We start from the raw sequence: 18,122 nt of genomic DNA on the forward strand, positions 1-18,122 counted from the left end.
TTTTGTTGATACTTTCTGCGGGTTTTAGTAATTTATCAGCGAAAATCGTACACAACACCAAATCTCATAGAGAAAACCTATGTGAAAAGGAAGGGTTTAGGTATGGCTAAACAGCTGCAATTTAACGAAGAAGCGCGCCGGTCACTCCTGCGGGGAGTAGAAAAGCTATCCAGCGCGGTTAAGGTGACTCTCGGTCCCAAGGGACGGAACGTTCTTCTGGACAAGAAGTTCGGTGCTCCCACCGTGACAAAAGACGGTGTGTCAGTTGCTAAGGAAATCGAACTTGAAGATCCCTACGAGAACATGGGTGCACAGCTTCTGAAAGAAGTTGCAACCAAGACGAATGATGTGGCCGGAGACGGTACCACCACAGCTACGGTTCTCGCATACAGTATCGTAAAAGAGGGAATCAAGGCTGTCGCTGCGGGGATTAATCCCATGGGGATTAAGCGCGGTATTGATCTGGCGGTTGATCAGGCGGTGAGCGAAATCAAAAAGCTTGCCAAAGAGATCAAGGACAAGGAAGAGATCTCCCAAGTTGCGGCTATCTCTGCCAACAACGATAAAGAAATCGGGCAGGAAATCGCCAACGCTATGGAGAAGGTGGGTAAGGACGGTGTTATTACCGTAGAGGAAAGCAAGACCCTGGAGACTACCGTTGACTTCGTTGAGGGTATGCAGTTCGACCGCGGGTACCTGTCTCCCTACTTCGCAACCAACCGCGATACCATGACTACCCTGCTGGAGAACCCCTACATTCTTATTCATGATAAGAAGATTTCCAGCATGAAGGATCTTCTCCCTGTTCTTGAAAAGGTTGCCCAGGCTGGTAAGCCTCTTCTGATCATCGCCGAGGATGTGGACGGCGAAGCGCTGGCTACCCTGGTAGTGAACAATATCCGGGGAACCATCAGCGTTTGTGGTGTTAAGGCTCCCGGTTTCGGTGATCGGCGGAAGGCAATGCTCGAGGATATTGCTATCTTGACCGGCGGAACTGTTATCAGCGAAGAACTGGGTATGAAGCTGGAAAATGCTGACATCTCCATGCTCGGCCAGGCTAAGAGCGTGAAGGTCGATAAGGAAAACACCACCATCATCAATGGTGAGGGTAAGGCTTCAGATATCAAGGACCGTATTGCCCAGATTAAGGCCCAGATTGAGGATACTACCAGCGATTACGACCGCGAGAAGCTCCAGGAGCGTCTGGCTAAGCTCGCCGGCGGTGTAGCTGTAATCAATGTCGGTGCTGCCACCGAGGTTGAGTTGAAAGAAAAGAAACACCGGGTTGAGGATGCTCTGAGTGCTACCCGAGCTGCGATTGAAGAGGGAATTATTCCCGGGGGTGGTACCTCACTGGTACAGATCGTTCCGGCCCTGGTTAAGGTAGCCTTGGACAAGCTGACCGAGGAAGAAAAGGTTGGTTTCCGGATCGTTCTCCGGGCCCTGGAAGAGCCGGTTCGCCAGATTGCTGCGAATGCCGGTCTTGACGGTTCTATCATTGCCGACAAGGCAAAGAGCGAGAAGAAGGGGCTGGGTTACGATGCATACAACATGGAATGGACCGATATGATCAAGGCTGGAATTATTGATCCCGCCAAGGTTACCCGGAGTGCCCTGCAAAACGCGGCTTCCATTGCCGGATTGCTTCTGACCACCGAGTGTGCGGTAACGGATATTCCTGAAAAGGAAGAGCCCGCGGCGCCCGGCGGCGGCATGGGTGGCATGGGCGGCGGTATGCCCATGATGTAAGGTAGGTAGACCAAGGGCTGCTGAAACGCATTCGCTGAGGCTGTTCTTGGTCTGCTCTGCACATTTGCATTACGTGAAGATTGAAGAACCGCCTCGGCAGAGGCGGTTTTTTTCTGTATACTGGTGAATGCATTGTTCTGTATGAGTCTATCATGCAGGTAGTTCCGTAGAAGGAAGGGTTGTATGACCAGGGATGATTTTATATTCACCGTGGGTTACCAGGGTAACCGGGCGGTGATCGACAAGACACTGAAGCGGCGCTACTCGGGGAAGTCAGCTCAGGCGTTGCTTCAGGAGGGATTGTACCGCCAGGCGTTCTGTGCAGCCCTCTATGACAGCGGTAATCAACAGGGCGGAGAAGGTATGGCTCCGGTACTAGCGGAATTATCCCAGCAGTTCCACCGGGAGCTGGATGTGGAATCGGCTAAGCGCCTCTTCGGGGTGCATAGGATTCCCGAGGAGATCCAGAAGGTTCTGGTACTCTAGCCCGATTCTCCCGGTACACCCCAGGAGGCAGTCATCCTCCGGCACAGCAGACCTGTCCAACTATGGGGCTATGGGGTGGTTGGTGCGCCAAGGGCTGTATACTTTGGTTCTGACGACCCCAACTGCGGTGAGGTCCTCGGCTTGGCGGCCATATCCGGCGGTGTTTACAGTTTTTTGCTCGCTTATAATAGGGAGCGCAGGGACTTCTACCCCGGGAGTGGACCTCAAACCCTGACATTGTGCCATCCTGACTAAACTTGACGGATGGGAGAGTGTCGTGGTACCGTTTTGCAATCTCGTAAAAAAGGACGAATTTACCATGAATGAAATAAATCAAGCGTTTCAGCTCCTAATGGCTCCTCCGCCTAACGCGGCGGGTGGTGACGCTGCTTCACAGCTTTTACCCACCCTGTTAACCTTCGGGGCAGTCTTCCTCATTTTCTATTTTCTTATTATCCGGCCTCAGAATAAAAAGCAGAAAGAGCAGAAAAAGATGCTCGATCAGCTTAAGAAGGGCGATAAGGTTCAGACCATCGGCGGTATCCGGGGAGTTATCTTCTCAGTGAAGCAGGATACGGTGGTGCTGAAGGTTGATGATAACGCGAAGATTGAATTCTCCCGTGGCTCGATTTCCGGGGTACTGGATGCCAAGGAAGAAAAGAAGGATGAAAAGGACTCGGCCAAGGATGATACAAAGGCTGAGGGAAAGAAATCTTCAAAAAATGCTAAGAATAAGGACGAAGTTCAGGCAGAATCTGCTGAATAGTTCCAAAGCATACAACCCCCGAAGTCCATGGGGCTGCCGGGGGTTTCTTATTACGTTCCACAGGTGGAGAAACGCATGAGCAAACGATTACGTTTTGTCGTGCTGCTGTTAGTCCTCGCCGTCGGAGCGGTATTTTTATATCCCACGATTAACTGGTATTTCATGGTTGGTCAGGATATGAAGGATATTGCTTCCGGCTCGCGAGAGCAGATCAAGATCTATGCACAGCAGCAGGCTAAAGATGACGCTACAGCACTGGCTGGGTTAGCTTCGGATGAACCTGCATCAACGGTTCCCGAGGCTTATGACTACATTATTCCCGTGGCTGAGGAGAACCTTCGCCTTCTTGGGAGAGATGTTCCCGGTACCTGGACTGTTTCGGAGGTATTATCTGCCTTCCGAAACCGAGACGAGCTTGCCCGGTCCATGGAAGACCATTACCGCCAACAGGTGATGGATTTAAAGAATCTGAAGAAGCGGATTATTCAGCTGGGGTTAGACTTATCCGGCGGTATGAGGGTCGTTCTTGAAGCCGACCAGGAGAGTCTGGCAGAACGCCTGGGTAGCAACCCCTCGGAAGAGGAGTTGTCGGATGCTATTGATCTTGCCTTGGAGATTCTGACCAACCGGATCGACCAATTCGGCGTTACCGAGCCGGTGATTCGCAAAGAGGAAGGCAGCGGCAGGATCATTGTCGAACTTCCTGGTGACAACGATCCTGAACGGGTTAATGCCTTTTTGATGGGTAAGGGGAGTCTGAATCTCCAGCTCGTAGACGATGAGGCTACTTCCCAGTTCCTGGAATTCCAGCAGCAGTATAGAACCCAGAACGCCATCGACTGGAACCCTGAGTTCTCAGAGGCTCCGGAGTTCATTGCCGAGGGAACTGAAATAAGACCCTATGTACAGCGCGATCAATACGGTATCGACCAGGTTGTACGCTACATCGTTACCCGGGAGGGCAGCGAGGCGGTGGTTGACGGCTCCACCATTACCGAAGCCCAGGTGGGAAGGCATCCCATAACCGGACGCCCTACCGTGAACTTTGTATTGAACCAGGAGGGTGCGGATAAATTCCAGCCCCTTACCCGAGATAATGTAGGAACTTCCCTGGCAATCGTCATGGACGGGAAGGTTCGGGCCTATGCTCAGATTAGCGAGGAGATTCCTACCGGCCAGGTGATGATTCAGGGATTCGACCTGGAGGACGCCAACGATATTTCTCGGGTATTGCGTACTGCAGCGCTGCCGGTAGACCTGGAGATCATCAGTCTCCAGCAGGTTGGAGCTTCCCTGGGTGAGGATGCAATTCAGTCGGGTATACGGGCGATAGGACTGGGCTTTGCCCTGGTAATTGTGTTCATGATTCTGTACTACCTTGGTTCTGGTTTGGTTGCCACCCTGGGGCTGCTGGTGAATATGGTTATGGTTATTGCCTTCTTATCGGCCTTTAATCTGACTCTTACCCTGACCTCCATCGCCGGTCTCATTCTTACCGTCGGTATGGCGGTGGATGCCAATGTCATCATATTTGAGCGTATTAAAGAAGAGTTCAGACTTGGGAAAAGTGCAGGGGCCTCCATCCAGGCAGGGTACCAGAAGGCCTTCTGGACAATTATGGATGCAAACCTCACAACCTTTATTGCGGCATTGTTTTTGAGTTATCTCGGAACTGGACCTGTCCAGGGATTTGCCGTTACCCTAGCAGTCGGTATTGTGTTTTCCGTATTTTCTGCTCTGTTCGTAACCCGCCTCTTCTTTGACTTCGGTACGGATGTGCTGAAGGGCTCTAAGCTAAGTATTTCCTGGAGGCTGAAGCAATGAATACAGCAATAGATTTCAGCAAGACAAGGATGCTCTTCTTTGTGGTATCCCTGATTCTTATCGTCGGCGGCATTGCCGGTACCATAATTCAGGGCGGGTTTAACCTGGGAATCGATTTTCAGGCCGGATTGAGTATGCGGGTTCAGATAGATTCAAATGCTCAGAATCTGGAGATTGGTCAGGTCCGCCAAGCCCTGACTTCCCTGGATGGCAGCGAGGTTCAGAGTATCGGCCCCGACGGAGCCGGCCAGTTCACCGTCCGTGTTCGTGACGATGGTTCGGTGCCTGGGTTTGAGGATGTGGTGAGCAGCCAGGTTCTCGAGGCCCTGGGACAGGCCTTCGGCTCGGTAGAGGTACTGGAACAGTCCTATGTGGGGCCACGCTTCAGTGAGGATCTCACCAGCCAGGCGATTTGGTTAGTTACCCTGGCGGTTGGGTTGATACTTGTGTATCTCTGGTTCCGGTTCCGGATTGCCTACGCGGTGAGTTCGGTGATCGCCCTGGTTCACGACGTTATTATTATGATCGGTTTTTTCGGAACCTTTCAGGTTGAGCTTACCAGTGCGACTATCGCGGCAATTCTGACGATTGTTGGATACTCCTTGAACGATACCATCGTAATTTTTGACCGGATTCGGGAAAATGAGAAGCTCCTCTCTGGTCAGAAGATCGGTGTCATTACTAACGCTTCTATAAACCAGAGTTTGAGCCGGACTGTGATTACCAGTCTTACGACCCTGGTGGCGGTGGTAGCGATCTTCATATTTACCACCGGCCAGATAAAGGATTTCGCCCTGGCATTGATGGTGGGTATTTTGGTGGGAACCTATAGTTCGATCTACATTGCCTCACCTTTCTTTGAAATGTTCCACAAGACCCAGGTGAAGCGGGGTACTGCTCCCGCGGTACCGGCGAAAACAAACTAGGGTTGTGCATTTCCTCGGGCGTTCCCGGGGACTCTGCAAGGATAGAATGAACTATATGGGCTGTCGGAAGAAGTTCCGGCAGCCTTTTTGTTTCTCCGGTGGGCAGCGCTCTCTCAGGAGGGAGCCGGGTATGGCCGAGCTTTTTCCAGCCGGCCCTCGGTGGATGCGTTCGAGTAGATGGGTCTGCTGGTTTTCATTGTATGCTGTGTTTTTATTGCATAACCGGGGATATCTGCTCTATTCTAGGGTGGATGGAAAATAGAACCTACCTTGATGGCCCCAGCAAGATTGCCTACCGAACCTACGGCGTACCGGATGGATCCCCTGTGCTCATTCTTCACGGACTCTTTGGTATGGCTGATAACTGGCATACCATTGCCGGAAAATTAGTACAGGCGGCCCGGGACAATGGATCCGATATATATGTGGTGGTTATGGACCTCCCAGACCACGGGTTCAGCCCCTGGGTGGATGAGTTGAACTACCGGGTACTAGCCGATGCGGTGGTGCTCACCATTCGAGGTTTGGGGTTGGTGCGGCCGGTTTTGATGGGGCATTCCATGGGCGGGAAGACTGCCATGCTGACTGCGGCGCTGAATCCCCAACTGATTTCCGGCTTGATCGTGGTGGATATTGCTCCCCGTGCCTACCCTGACGGGCATTCAGGGATCATACAGGCCCTGGAGGAGCTTCCTGTATCACAATTAGAAACCAGGCAGGCTGCTGACGCCGCCCTGGCCAAGAGTCTACCCAGTGCGGTATTACGGTCATTCCTGTTGAAGAACCTTCGCCAGGAGGAAGCGGGGTATTCCTGGTTATTTAATATTCAAGGTATATCCCAGGGGTATTCGGAACTTCGGAGCTGGCATCACACTGATGCACGGTACGACGGGCCAATGGAGGTCATTGCCGGGGCTGAGTCCGATTACATCCAACCTGCCCGGGGGGATATTGAGCTTATTCAGCAGTATTGTTCCGATGCCGGCGTAACAATGATAAACGGTGCCGGCCATTGGGTGCATTCCCATAAGCGGGAAGAGTTTCTCCGGGTTCTAACGGAAATTTTATCCAAGTGGCATATACTCTAGCGGTGCATTCTTAGGGAGGGATTATGGCGGTAGAAGCCAATTGTAATTATTGCAGAGATCTACATGATGATGCAGGCAATACCATCACCGTGAGACCCGGTAAGGCCCTGCCCTTCGGTGCAACCCTTACACCCCACGGCGTCCAGTTCTCTCTCTTCTCCAGGCATGCCACCATGGTAAGCCTCTGTCTGTTCTCTGATAGCCAGGATGATACACCCACTATCGAGATCGATTTGATTCCCGAGATTAACCGGACTGGTGACTGCTGGCACGTTCTGGTTGAAGGGATTGCGCCCGGACAGTTATACCTGTACCGGGTTGATGGGCCATATGAACCCTCCGAGGGGCACCGGTTCAATGCAAATAAACTGCTCATCGATCCCTACGCCAAGGCCCTTACAGGTGATTTTCAATGGAATCTTGGAGAAGCCCTGGGGTACGACCCCGAAAGTCCGGAACAGGACCTGAGCTTCTCGACCACCTTTGACGCAGCGGTCATGCCCAAGTGCATTGTAATCGATGACGACCGCTTTGATTGGCAGGGAGACCGGCCCCTAAACTATCCCCTGTATAATACCGTCATCTATGAAGCCCATGTAAAGGGGTTGTCAAAACATCCGTCCTCCGGGGTGGAGCATCCCGGGACCTTTCGCGGTGTCATCGAAATGATTCCCTACCTTACCTCTTTGGGTATTACCAGCCTCGAACTGCTTCCCATTCAGGAATTCGATGAATACGAGTACAATCACCGGTCAAATCCCGAGACAGGACAACCTCTGACGAATTATTGGGGATACAGCAGTCTTGCCTTTTTTGCGCCCAAGGCGCGCTACTGCGCCGACGGGTACCGGGGCGAGCAGGTGGATGAGTTTAAGGAGATGGTTCGAGAGCTGCACAAGGCCGGAATTGAGGTGATTCTCGATATTGTATTCAACCACACCGGAGAGGGCGACCAGATGGGGCATACCTTGAGCTTCCGGGGTATTGATAATTCGATCTACTACATCCTCGATGAGAATAAGCGGTACTACAAAAATTTCTCGGGCTGCGGAAATACCCTGAACTGCAATCATCCGGTGGTTCGGGGGCTCATAATCGATTCTCTGCGGTACTGGGTGCAGGAAATGCACGTGGACGGGTTTCGCTTTGATCTAGGTTCCATCCTGGGGCGGGACCAGTTCGGCAATCTCATGGAAAACCCGCCGGTTATCAATAGAATCGCCGAGGACCCCGTGCTCCGTGGCACCAAGATCATTGCCGAGGCCTGGGATGCCGGGGGTGCCTACCAGGTGGGGAGTTTTCCCGGAGGCCGGTGGGCCGAGTGGAATGACCGATACCGCGACACCTTGCGCAGCTACTGGCGGAATGACCGCGGTGTGTTAAGTGATTTTGCGACCAGGTTCAGCGGCAGTTCAGATCTTTACAAGTGGAACGGCCGGAAACCCTACCACAGCATCAATTACGTAACAGCCCATGACGGGTTCACCCTCAATGACATTGTTACCTACAACGAGAAACATAACTTTGCAAACGGCGAGGAGAACCGAGACGGGCATAACCACAACATCACCTATAACTACGGATTTGAAGGAGAGACCAGCGACTGGAATATCAATGAAAATAGAAACCGCCAAGTGAAGAACTTCTTGGCCTCCCTACTCCTATCTACCGGAACCCCGATGATGTTGGCAGGAGACGAATTCAGGAGAACTCAGAAGGGAAACAACAATGCGTACTGCCACGACACCCCCCTGTCCTGGATGGATTACGGTGACATTGAAAAACACCGGGATATATTCCGGTTCCTAGTGCTGGTTATTCAGCTGCGCAAGGAGCATCCTGCACTGCAGCGCCAGGAGTTTTATCTTGGGAAGGATCTGAGCGATAATCAGGTTCTGGATATCGGGTGGTACAATGAGTACGGCTCGGCAGTGGACTGGAATAGAGCGGAAAACCTGCTGGCCCTGAGGATCGACGGAAGCAAAAAAGAGATACATGCCGATCAGGATGACTGGGATTTTTACATCATGATGAACCCCGGGTTGTATGATCAGTATTTTTCCATACCCAAACCGCCGGCCCAGCAGCACTGGGCGCGGATTATCGATACAGCCCAACCAAGTCCAGGGGACTTTCTGGAGCCCCGGGACGAGAAGCCCCTGAAGGGCCGGGTCTACCTGGTTGAAAGCCGGAGCATGGTGGTCCTTATCAGCCGTCGCGATTAAGATGATCAAGATATAGATCATGGATAGTGCATAAAAGCTTGTACACTACACCGGAAATAGCGGAGCTGCCGGGGTTCAGGCCCCAGGGATAGCGCAGCGGATGGGGAATGTTACAAGCTTTTGCGCACTATATACATCCTGCGCCAACCTTCGACCCCGCCGGTACCGTACCCAACCTTCGACCCCGCCGGTACCGGAGATTTGTAGTGCAGGGTGGTTCTCGAACGGGGCCGCGGCGCCTGGGTTTATTTCACTCTGTGGCGCACTCCCTAGGATGCAGCATCACCGGTGCGTTGTGGTAGATAACCCTTGCGCACGAGGAAGGCTTTTGTTGGAGCCTGGGGCCTAGTTCCGGTACGCCGGCGGGATTCGGGATTCATCCCCACGGACCCAGTATTCGCTCTGGGAGAAGATGAGCACCTTACCCTTGACCTCCAAGGTGAGGGCGTTGTTAACCGCCCTGCGGCTATTGGGTTGATGCAGGATGAGCTCACAGCCGTATCGTTTACCATCCCGGGGATCAATGATGTAGCCCCCAGCCCAATGCCCGGTGGATCTCCAATCCAGACCGTAGATCAGCGGAACCCTTCGGAGCTCCTGGGTGCGCAAATCACCCCTCAGGGGAATCCCGTCGTAGGTTCGATCCAGCTCGGTGGCGAGGATATCCTGCTCTTCATCAAAGAAATACACCGTTCGTCCGATAGCCTGACCCCGGGAATCCCGTCCGATATGCCAGGCAGCATTGGGCTGTCCGGTTTCTTCGTCCAGGCTGAACCAGTAGCCCAGAATCGGGTCCTGGGCGGCAGATTGGCCGAATACCGCCCCGGAACCCAGGACCAATACAGCCAACAGTACCATCACTGCCCCATCCCGCCGGTTGGATCGCAGTCCGACCCGACGCGCCCGGGGTGTCGAACCTATTGGCATTATAACAGTAGATTTCATGCATACCTCCAGGATAAGTATGAAATCTACTACCCGGTTTTGCCAGGATTTTTACTCGGTATGTACCGGTGAGGTTCCATTCATACCCGCAACACCGCTCTGGGAACGGTTCCGGTAGGGTGATACCAGTCCCCCTGCCCCGGGTTGGTTTGTAAGGAGTGATCGAGTTCCGTTCCGTGGTAGGTTTCCTGGTTTTTTGATAGTGCGCAAAAGAATGTAAACTACCCTAGTTGTAGCGTAATCCCCAGCCACACTCCATAGCTATGGTGTTGTATGGGGGAGTTTTTACAAGCTTTTACGCACTATAGGTGTTTTGCATGAAAATCCGGGGCAGGCCGAGGGGTATAGGGCCGTCAACCGAGGCCGGTTTAGTCCTCCGGGGTGATATTCAACTGGGAAACCAGGGCCCGCACCTCCTGGGCGTATTCCTCGGGAACCTCCAAATGCCCCCAGCCGAAGTGGGTGGTGAAGATCCCGTCGTAGGCTGCATCCTCGTACTCCTTCAGGAAATAGGGAATATCTTCCTGATTCAACACCTCGCTCACCAATCCCGCCTGGGCCCGATCCGCGATGGTACAGATACGTTTTATTGCCATAGTAGTCCTTTCCCTTGACCAGTCACCGGTCCTGTATTAATAATATCAATAATAGCGTAGAATGAGACGAGTACCCAGAGCAACCCGTCCCCAGAGAGGGCATTCATCGGCTGCAAGATGCCCGGCGGATTCTGGCGAAAACCCCTCAGGAGCTGCGGTTGTGAACAGGTTTTGGGTTTTTAGGGTGATTCCAATGCCCGGATAACCCTGAGCCCCAGTATCGACCGCCGGTACTCCCCGTTATCGGAGCGCTCCCGTTTCCCTGCCGGCCCGAGATAGAGCCGCTGCGGACAGTACGGGGTGGAGTGCCCGCGTTGGATACAAAGCCCGCGGGAAATAAGGTGGAACCGCGGAAGGAAGTGGAATTCCAGTGAACCCCGGAGGGAACAATCCGGGCGGATACCGGAGATAACCCCAGGCCTTTCGTCCTTATGCAGGTGTGTTGTCCTGCCCTCTCTCCGGAGGGGCGGAGACTGAGCAGCAGGCAGGGACGAGGTGCCCGGGGTTTTTTTGTTTGCCCGGGCATGTGAATCACCCTGAACATCCTGCAGGAACCAATGTGAAGGAGGCAAGAGATGCCACAGACAGGTGTAAAAGAACAGGATCCCAAGGCTGAAAAGCTCTACCGCATACGGCATACCACCGCCCATGTTATGGCTGAGGCGGTGCTGCGGTTGTTTCCCCAGGCCAAGATAGCCATTGGGCCGCCCATCGAGAATGGGTTTTACTATGATTTTGAGCTTCCTCGAAAGCTGAATGAGGAGGATCTGCCGGATATTGAAGAGCAGATGCGCGCCATTATTCAGGGAAAACACGACCTGACCCGGGAGGTTATAACCAGAGCTGAGGCAGCGGAGCGGTTTGCAGACCAGCCCTACAAGCTTGAGCTCCTGGAGGCCATTCCCGAGGATGAGGAGGTGTCCCTGTACACCCTGGACAGCTTTACCGATCTCTGCCGCGGGCCCCATGTGGAGAATACCCGGGAGCTCAATTGGAAGGCCTTCAAGCTCATGTCCATTGCCGGGGCATACTGGCGGGGAGATGAAAAAAACAAGATGCTCACCCGGATTTACGGAACCGCCTGGGAGGATCCCAAACAGCTTCGGGAGTACCTGGACTACCTGGCGGAGATCGAAAAGCGGGATCACCGGCGTATCGGCCGAGAACTTGATCTTTTCAGTCTCCACGAGGAGGCCGGTCCGGGGCTGGTGTACTGGCATCCCAAGGGTGCCCGGATCCGTCACGAGATTGAGACCTTCTGGAAGGAAGAGCATTACAAGAACGGATACGAGATGGTGGCTACCCCCCATGTGGGCAAGAGCTGGCTTTGGGAGACCTCAGGCCATCTGGATTTTTATAAGGACTCCATGTTCAACTCCATGGAAATGGATGCCAGCGAATATTTCGCCAAGCCCATGAACTGTCCCTTCCATATCATGATCTATAACTCAGGAAAGCATAGCTACCGGGAGCTGCCCTTCCGCTGGGCGGAGCTGGGGACGGTGTACCGGTACGAGAAATCAGGGGTGCTTCACGGGCTGATGCGGGTTCGGGGGTTTACCCAGGATGATGCCCATATTATCTGTACCCCCGATCAGGTGTTTGATGAGATATCCGAGGCGCTCCGGTTCAGCCTCTTCATGATCCGGAGTTTTGGGTTTACCCAGTTTAAGGCCTACCTGTCTACCAAGCCCGCGGAGAAGTCCGTAGGCGACCAACAGGATTGGGATGTAGCTACCGAAGCCCTTCGCAAGGCTATTGAGGCTGCAGAACTGGATTATGAGGTGGACGAGGGCGGCGGAGCCTTTTACGGTCCCAAGATCGACCTTAAAATAAAGGATGCGGTTGGCCGGGAGTGGCAGCTTTCCACCGTGCAGTTCGACTTCAATCTGCCTCCCCGGTTCAATATGACCTTTGTGGATTCCGACGGCAAGGAGAAGCGCCCCTATATGGTGCATCGTGCGTTATTGGGTTCCATTGAGCGGTTTTTCGGTGTCCTTACGGAGCATTATGCCGGAGCCTTTCCCGTATGGTTAAGCCCCGAGCAGGTGGTGGTTATTCCTGTAGCCCCTGCCTTCGAGGATGGGGCGGCCGCCTTGGCTAAGGAGCTCAAGGATATGGGATTCCGGGCCCAGGCCGATCTTTCGGATGACCGAATGAATGCCAAGATCCGCAAACACCAGGCTCAAAAGGTGCCCTACATGCTGGTGGTCGGAGAGAAGGAGCTGGAAAACCGCACCGTCTCCATCCGCACCCGGAAAAACGACCGTATGGAGATGCCCCTGGATGAGTTTAAGGCCTTCTTGGCGGGAAAGATCGCCGAAAAGGCGGAGCTTTAGAGAGGCCTCGGAGCGCATTAAGAAACCGTATGCCCACTAACCGGGCATGAGAGAAGGAAGAAAACCATGACAGAAGTACAAAAAAAGGCCTTAGAAAGTCTAAAAAGCATAGACCGGGAGGTATACCTTCTGAGTCATATCGGCGCCGCCCTGGGCTGGGATCAAGAAACCTACATGCCCGAGGAGGCGGTGGATGAGCGGTCCGAACAGGGGGCCCTTCTGAGCTCCCTGGGGCATTCCAGGGTTGCTAGCGATGGTCTTGCCGAGGCTCTGGAAGCCCTGGGGGCCGGGGATTTCCTGTTGACCGAGCAGGGGTGGGCGCAGGCGGAGAATTCCCTCGCTCCGGGGCTTACGGAAACGGATCGTGCCCTGATCCGGCACGTGTACCGGGCTCATAAGCGAGCAACCTGCCTGCCCGACAGCCTTGTCCGGGAACTGTCTCAGACCACCAGTAAGGCGCAGACCGTCTGGGCTAAGGCTCGAAAGCAGGACGACTTTGAGTCCTTCCGGCCCTATCTGGAAAAAATAATCGATCTAAAGCGTCAAGAAGCCGAGGCGGTGGGGTACGGCGATCATCCCTACGATGCATTGCTGGATACCTACGAGCCCGGGATGAAGACCGCAGAGGTTCAGCAGGTTTTCGACGCCCTGGGGGCGGAACTGGTTCCCCTGGTACAGGCAATCAAGGATGCGCCCCAGGTGGATGACAGCTTTCTGGAGAAACACTACCCCGTGGCTGGACAGGAGGCCTTCGGATACGAGGTTCTCAACGCCATGGGTTACGACTTGACCAGGGGACGGATGGATGTCACAGCGCATCCCTTTACCACCACCCTGGGCACCAAGGATGTACGGATTACAACCCGGTATGCGGAAAACTTCTTCAAAACCGGAATATTCTCTATTATCCATGAGGGTGGGCATGCCCTCTATGAGCAGGGGTTTTCTCCGGAGATCGCCGGAACCAGCCTGGCTGACGGAACCAGTCTGGGGATTCATGAAAGCCAATCCCGAACCTGGGAGAATATGATCGGCCGATCCCGCCCCTTCTGGGATCACTTTCTGCCCAGGCTGGCATCGCGGTTCCCCGAGAATCTGAAGGATGTTTCCTCAGAGGCCTTCTACCGGGGTATCAATAAGGTGGAGCCCAGCCTGATCCGGGTTGAAGCCGACGAGGTGACCTACAGTCTGCACGTTATGCTCCGCTTTAACCTGGAAACCCGGTTGATTACCGGGGAGATAGCCGTCAAGGATCTTCCTGAACTCTGGCGTCAGGAAAGCCGCAGGCTTCTGGGTATTGAACCTGCCAAGGATGCGGACGGGGTACTGCAGGACGTGCATTGGAGCTTCGGGCTCTTCGGGTACTTTCCTACCTATGCCTTGGGAAACATCATAGGTGCCCAGTTCTTCCAGGTTATGGAGCAGCAGCTTCCGGATCTCCAGAATATGATTTCCCGGGGTGATTTTGCGCCCATTCTCCAATGGTTAAGGGATGCGATCCACCAGTACGGCAGCGCCAAAACCGCCGGCGAACTGATCCGCCGGATCACCGGCGGCGGCCTGGACTCCCGGCCGTTCATGGAGTATCTGCGTACTAAATACCGGGATGTCTACCGCCTTTCCCTCTAGGCGGGGTACTGTGTATGCCCTGGCTGGTCGAATCCTTCCTGTTGCAGCCAACCCTCTGGTTTGCCGGCGCCGTTTTTTGTCTCGGCGCCGGGTTCGGGATGCTGCTCCGGGGCTGGGTCCGACGGCTGGGGGTTGCGCGACAACTGGGGCAGGTGTACGCTCCAGGACTGCCCTGGGTCGGGATATTGATTGTCCTGTTATGCAGTCTGCTGTGTGTATTCGCCGGGATCTGGATGTGGCATAGCAGACTCATTTCTACTACCGGCGCTTCCCTGCCTGGCTATCTCCTGGAACTATTCAGTTTTTCTGCTGCAGGTTACGCGATAGCCTTTTGGCTGCTCTTCGGTATTGTATGGGGGAGCGGGGCGTTGGTTCTGCGGCTGCTTTTGACTGCGGGTTGGGTTGGGGTGATTCTAACGGCATTGATACATTTTGGGCCTGTGCTGTCCAGTCAAGCCGGGGTTGTCCAGTCCCAGATCACCGAGCAAGGGGCAGTCAGGTACCGCCTTTTCCCGGCTAGGCAGCCCGGTCCGGCGGTACAAGATTCCGCCGGGGAGACTGATCCGGGGGAACGTGAGAACGATTTCGGGACGGCTCATCTAAATTGGGTGCGGTTTACTGTCTCGGGAGCGGAGTATAATCCCTGGTTAACCGGGTTTGGGGTTCCGGGATTCACCTTCGATACATTCAGAATCGAGCCGGCAATCATGCAGTTTAGCCAGGGACGGTACCGGCTTCTGCCTTCTCCGGAGGCTGCTCCGGTATCGGTAGTTGATGTTGTGCCTAGAGCCGAAGGGGTCCTTTCTTTCCTGATTGCCTTTGGCGTTGCCGATCCCTTTGCCGTCCAGACCGAATATGAATATGCCCCCCTATCGCAAAGCCGCCAACTTGTGATATACAGGGGAAAAATCACTGTCCTTTCAGGCAACATTGGACGATACTAGGACTGTTATGTTAATCACCCTGTATAAATATGACCGCCGAGGGCGGATCTGGTACTACACCCTGGATGACCGCCAGCAGAGTCTCTTCGGTCAGCACACCATTACCGTTTCCTGGGGGATGGATCTGTTTTCTGGGACCCAGAAGCAATACAGCTTTGATACCCTGGAAGAACGGGATAAAAAGATTAGGGAAATTATCAAACAGAAGAGCAGAACCTATAAAGTTCTATACTCGTACTTCAAGGACAAGTCGAAAAACAAGACAGGTACCCAGGGGGCCGGGAATTCTCGGTATGGAATAGCCGGGGCGGGATCCTCTGCCCAGATGGCCTGATCCCCGCTGATCCTTATACATATACGCTACCCAAGAATTATGGGCCCGGATTTCCCCGGGCCTTTTTTGCGTCCTGGATGTCGTGGAATAGAAAGGCAAGCTTTTCCAAGAGGGATATGATAAGAACCACAGCAACAAAGGCTTCCGCGTAGGGGAACCAGGTCTCAATGGCGATCCTCTCGGCGCGGGGAATCAGCTTTAATAATGCAACTCCATAGAGGCTCATGGTGGCAAAGACCGAAGCCTTGCCTAAGAAACTGGAGCGGTGGTCCGCCCACTTACGGTTTATTAGGGTTACTATTCCCATGCCAATCCATTGAACCAAAAAACGAACCATTACCAACAGAAAGAATGCAAAGGTAACCAGGTCGAAGTACAGGAACGCTACCGAAACCGCAATGAGGACGCCGTAATCGCTCATGCTATCCAGGTAGGCGCCGATTTTTGTTACCTGTTTTGTCCGTCTTGAAACATTACCATCCAGAAGATCACTAATAAATGCCACCACAGTGTATATAATGAGGGGGCGAATGACCGGATACTGCATATTAAGAAAGAGCAGAAATAGTATTGCCGGGGTTGAGCTTATACGGACCATGGTGATGGCGTTCGGTAGGTTGATGTAATCCACCCGTTCACCGGTCTGTACGTTGTAAAAAGCGAATCGGAACAGCAGCAGAGTTACCGCCAGTAGTACGTGGGTGATGGAGCTGACTATCAGGTAATCACCTAAGACCCTGCCAGGGATTCCGTAATACTTCATAAGCTGGCGGAAGATAAGAGATTGGAGGGCAAAGAGGACGGCAGTTACCGTGATGATGCTTAGAGTTAAGCGTTTTTTATGCTCCATACCTGCATGGTACGGTTGTTATAAAAGCCCTGTCAACACCTTGACATCTCAGGGGTGTCGCCGTAGCATTCCGCTATGAATTTACCAAACTCCCTTACAGTTCTTAGGATTATATTCGCTCCGGTGTTTTTTCTTCTTTATTGGATCCCCTTCTGGGCCGGTTTTTCCAGTCCCGTTTTGTATGTGCTGATTTGGGTTGTGTTTCTTTTTATTGAGGTTACCGATGTTATCGACGGGTATCTGGCCCGGAAGCTGGACATGGTTACAGACCTCGGCAAGCTTCTGGACCCCTTTTCCGATGTAATAAGTAGAATAACCTATTTTATATCCTTTGCGGTGGTAGGAATAATGCATCCTGTTTTCTGTCTGATTATACTGTACCGGGAGTTCGGGATCGTATTTATACGAATGATCCTTGCCCAAAAAGGGATTGCCCTGGCCGCAGGGGCCGGAGGGAAACTCAAGTCTGTCTTTTATTCCCTCGGCGCCGCAGCCGGCTTGGGCATGACCGGGCTGGGGTGGTTCTCTGATAACGCCGCTACCCAGGAATTGTTCCAGCTCGTTACCCATGGAATTTTTGGAATTGCAACGGTATTAGCTCTGGTTAGTTTCGTTCAGTATCTGGTGATTTTTCGCAAGGCGGTGCGCCAACAATAGATCTGATGCGCAGAAGAAATCCCCCGGCAACGGTTCGAAAGTGCGCAGATGTGTGCAATCGTCGGTCCTGACAGGTTCACCCATGGCGTAGTCCTTGGATGAGACCCGTATTTATCCGGAGTTTTACACTATTTTACTGAAGGCTGTTGACCTTCACGGTGCAACCTGATACCTTCACCACCGTTGCCCAGGGGTTTTACCCGGACAGCGGATCAGGAAATCGAATCGACTCGGGGTTACCCGGGCCGCACATCACTCCGAGATTCTCGGAAACGATACTGTGGAAAATATTCGAACAACTCTTGACAAAATAAAGAGGATGCTATAGCTTACATCCTCACCGGCGCAGGGCTATGTAGCTTTGAGTCGGGTACGCTTACCGGGGTTAGCGCCTCGGGATGTGATGGTCTTTCAAAGGAAATAGAGAAGGGAAAGAAGTCAAGAACGAGTGGTAGGAACTGCTCGTGCGAAGCGACCAGTCAATTGGTTTAGCGAGAAGGATTGCAAACATACTTTAATGAAACAAGACTGTCTCTTTATGAGACAGAATTATATCATGGAGAGTTTGATCCTGGCTCAGAACGAACGCTGGCGGCGCGTTTTAAGCATGCAAGTCGGACGGTAACAGGCCTTCGGGCGCTGACGAGTGGCGAACGGGTGAGTAACACGTAGGTGATCTGCCCAGAGGTTGGGGATAGCCTGTGGAAACACAGGGTAATACCGAATGAGCTTATTTTACTGTGGTGAAATAAGGAAAGGGGCTT

The 18,122-nt window shown here is 53.3% G+C and carries 15 protein-coding genes and 1 rRNA gene (1 of these 16 cut by a window edge); 13 read left to right on the forward strand and 3 right to left on the reverse strand.

Annotated elements, in window-relative coordinates:
- Positions 1 to 102 precede the first annotated feature (102 nt).
- The 7 genes from groL to glgX all read left to right on the forward strand — a co-directional run bounded on the left by groL (position 103) and on the right by glgX (position 9,064).
- Positions 103 to 1,749: a chaperonin GroEL gene (gene groL / locus DC28_RS03435; RefSeq protein WP_037545965.1), complete on the forward strand. Its 1,647-nt coding sequence runs from the start codon at positions 103 to 105 to the stop codon at positions 1,747 to 1,749.
- A gap of 183 nt (positions 1,750 to 1,932) precedes the next feature.
- Complete coding sequence (locus DC28_RS03440; protein ID WP_037545967.1) at positions 1,933 to 2,235, forward strand: hypothetical protein; 303 nt, start codon at positions 1,933 to 1,935, stop codon at positions 2,233 to 2,235.
- A 319-nt stretch (positions 2,236 to 2,554) separates the two neighbouring features.
- Positions 2,555 to 3,001, forward strand: a complete 447-nt coding sequence (gene yajC / locus DC28_RS03445; RefSeq protein ID WP_052078408.1) for a preprotein translocase subunit YajC — start codon at positions 2,555 to 2,557, stop codon at positions 2,999 to 3,001.
- Between the two features lie 75 nt (positions 3,002 to 3,076).
- The gene (gene secD, locus DC28_RS03450) at positions 3,077 to 4,825 is read left to right on the forward strand and encodes a protein translocase subunit SecD (protein ID WP_037545968.1); all 1,749 of its coding nucleotides are present in this window, start codon (positions 3,077 to 3,079) and stop codon (positions 4,823 to 4,825) included.
- Positions 4,822 to 5,751 carry a protein translocase subunit SecF gene (secF, locus tag DC28_RS03455; RefSeq protein ID WP_052078405.1) on the forward strand — a complete coding sequence of 310 codons (930 nt, stop codon included), beginning with the start codon at positions 4,822 to 4,824 and terminating at the stop codon, positions 5,749 to 5,751. Before secD ends, secF begins: the two co-directional genes overlap by 4 nt.
- Before the next feature lie 251 nt (positions 5,752 to 6,002).
- Positions 6,003 to 6,839 carry an alpha/beta fold hydrolase gene (locus DC28_RS03460; protein WP_037545969.1) on the forward strand — a complete coding sequence of 279 codons (837 nt, stop codon included), beginning with the start codon at positions 6,003 to 6,005 and terminating at the stop codon, positions 6,837 to 6,839.
- Positions 6,840 to 6,862: 23 nt separating this feature from the next.
- Positions 6,863 to 9,064, forward strand: a complete 2,202-nt coding sequence (gene glgX / locus DC28_RS03465) for a glycogen debranching protein GlgX (RefSeq protein ID WP_081941883.1) — start codon at positions 6,863 to 6,865, stop codon at positions 9,062 to 9,064.
- Positions 9,065 to 9,409: 345 nt separating this feature from the next.
- On the opposite strand, the gene DC28_RS03470 is transcribed toward glgX, so the two are convergent.
- Together DC28_RS03470 and DC28_RS03475 are read right to left on the reverse strand one after the other, a co-directional pair.
- Positions 9,410 to 10,009, reverse strand: coding sequence for a DUF2147 domain-containing protein (locus tag DC28_RS03470; protein ID WP_081941884.1), 600 nt, complete (start codon positions 10,007 to 10,009; stop codon positions 9,410 to 9,412).
- Positions 10,010 to 10,377: 368 nt separating this feature from the next.
- Positions 10,378 to 10,605 (reverse strand): hypothetical protein, encoded by a 228-nt coding sequence (locus DC28_RS03475; protein ID WP_037545976.1) that lies wholly within the window; start codon positions 10,603 to 10,605, stop codon positions 10,378 to 10,380.
- Positions 10,606 to 11,180: 575 nt separating this feature from the next.
- On the opposite strand from DC28_RS03475, the gene thrS reads away from it, so the two are divergent.
- From thrS to DC28_RS03500, 4 genes are all read left to right on the forward strand, one after another.
- Positions 11,181 to 12,944, forward strand: a complete 1,764-nt coding sequence (gene thrS / locus DC28_RS03485) for a threonine--tRNA ligase (RefSeq protein ID WP_037545980.1) — start codon at positions 11,181 to 11,183, stop codon at positions 12,942 to 12,944.
- A 66-nt stretch (positions 12,945 to 13,010) separates the two neighbouring features.
- The gene (locus tag DC28_RS03490) at positions 13,011 to 14,573 is read left to right on the forward strand and encodes a carboxypeptidase M32 (RefSeq protein ID WP_037545982.1); all 1,563 of its coding nucleotides are present in this window, start codon (positions 13,011 to 13,013) and stop codon (positions 14,571 to 14,573) included.
- A 14-nt stretch (positions 14,574 to 14,587) separates the two neighbouring features.
- A complete protein-coding gene (locus tag DC28_RS03495) occupies positions 14,588 to 15,517 on the forward strand; it encodes a hypothetical protein (protein WP_037545985.1) in 930 nt (309 codons plus the stop codon).
- A gap of 7 nt (positions 15,518 to 15,524) precedes the next feature.
- On the forward strand, positions 15,525 to 15,851 hold the full coding sequence (locus tag DC28_RS03500; protein ID WP_052078406.1) for a hypothetical protein: 327 nt from the start codon (positions 15,525 to 15,527) through the stop codon (positions 15,849 to 15,851).
- 37 nt (positions 15,852 to 15,888) lie between these two features.
- Here the strand turns inward: DC28_RS03500 and DC28_RS03505 are convergent, their stop codons facing one another.
- Entirely contained in the window at positions 15,889 to 16,701 is an 813-nt protein-coding gene (locus tag DC28_RS03505) for a CDP-alcohol phosphatidyltransferase family protein (protein ID WP_052078407.1), read from the reverse strand.
- A 75-nt stretch (positions 16,702 to 16,776) separates the two neighbouring features.
- On the opposite strand from DC28_RS03505, the gene pgsA reads away from it, so the two are divergent.
- A complete protein-coding gene (pgsA, locus tag DC28_RS03510; protein ID WP_037545987.1) occupies positions 16,777 to 17,358 on the forward strand; it encodes a CDP-diacylglycerol--glycerol-3-phosphate 3-phosphatidyltransferase in 582 nt (193 codons plus the stop codon).
- Positions 17,359 to 17,911: 553 nt separating this feature from the next.
- Positions 17,912 to 18,122: ribosomal RNA gene (locus DC28_RS03515) — 16S ribosomal RNA — on the forward strand; it runs 1,326 nt beyond the window's last position.

The sequence above is a fragment of the Spirochaeta lutea genome, assembly GCF_000758165.1.
Classification (GTDB): domain Bacteria; phylum Spirochaetota; class Spirochaetia; order DSM-27196; family Salinispiraceae; genus Spirochaeta_D; species Spirochaeta_D lutea.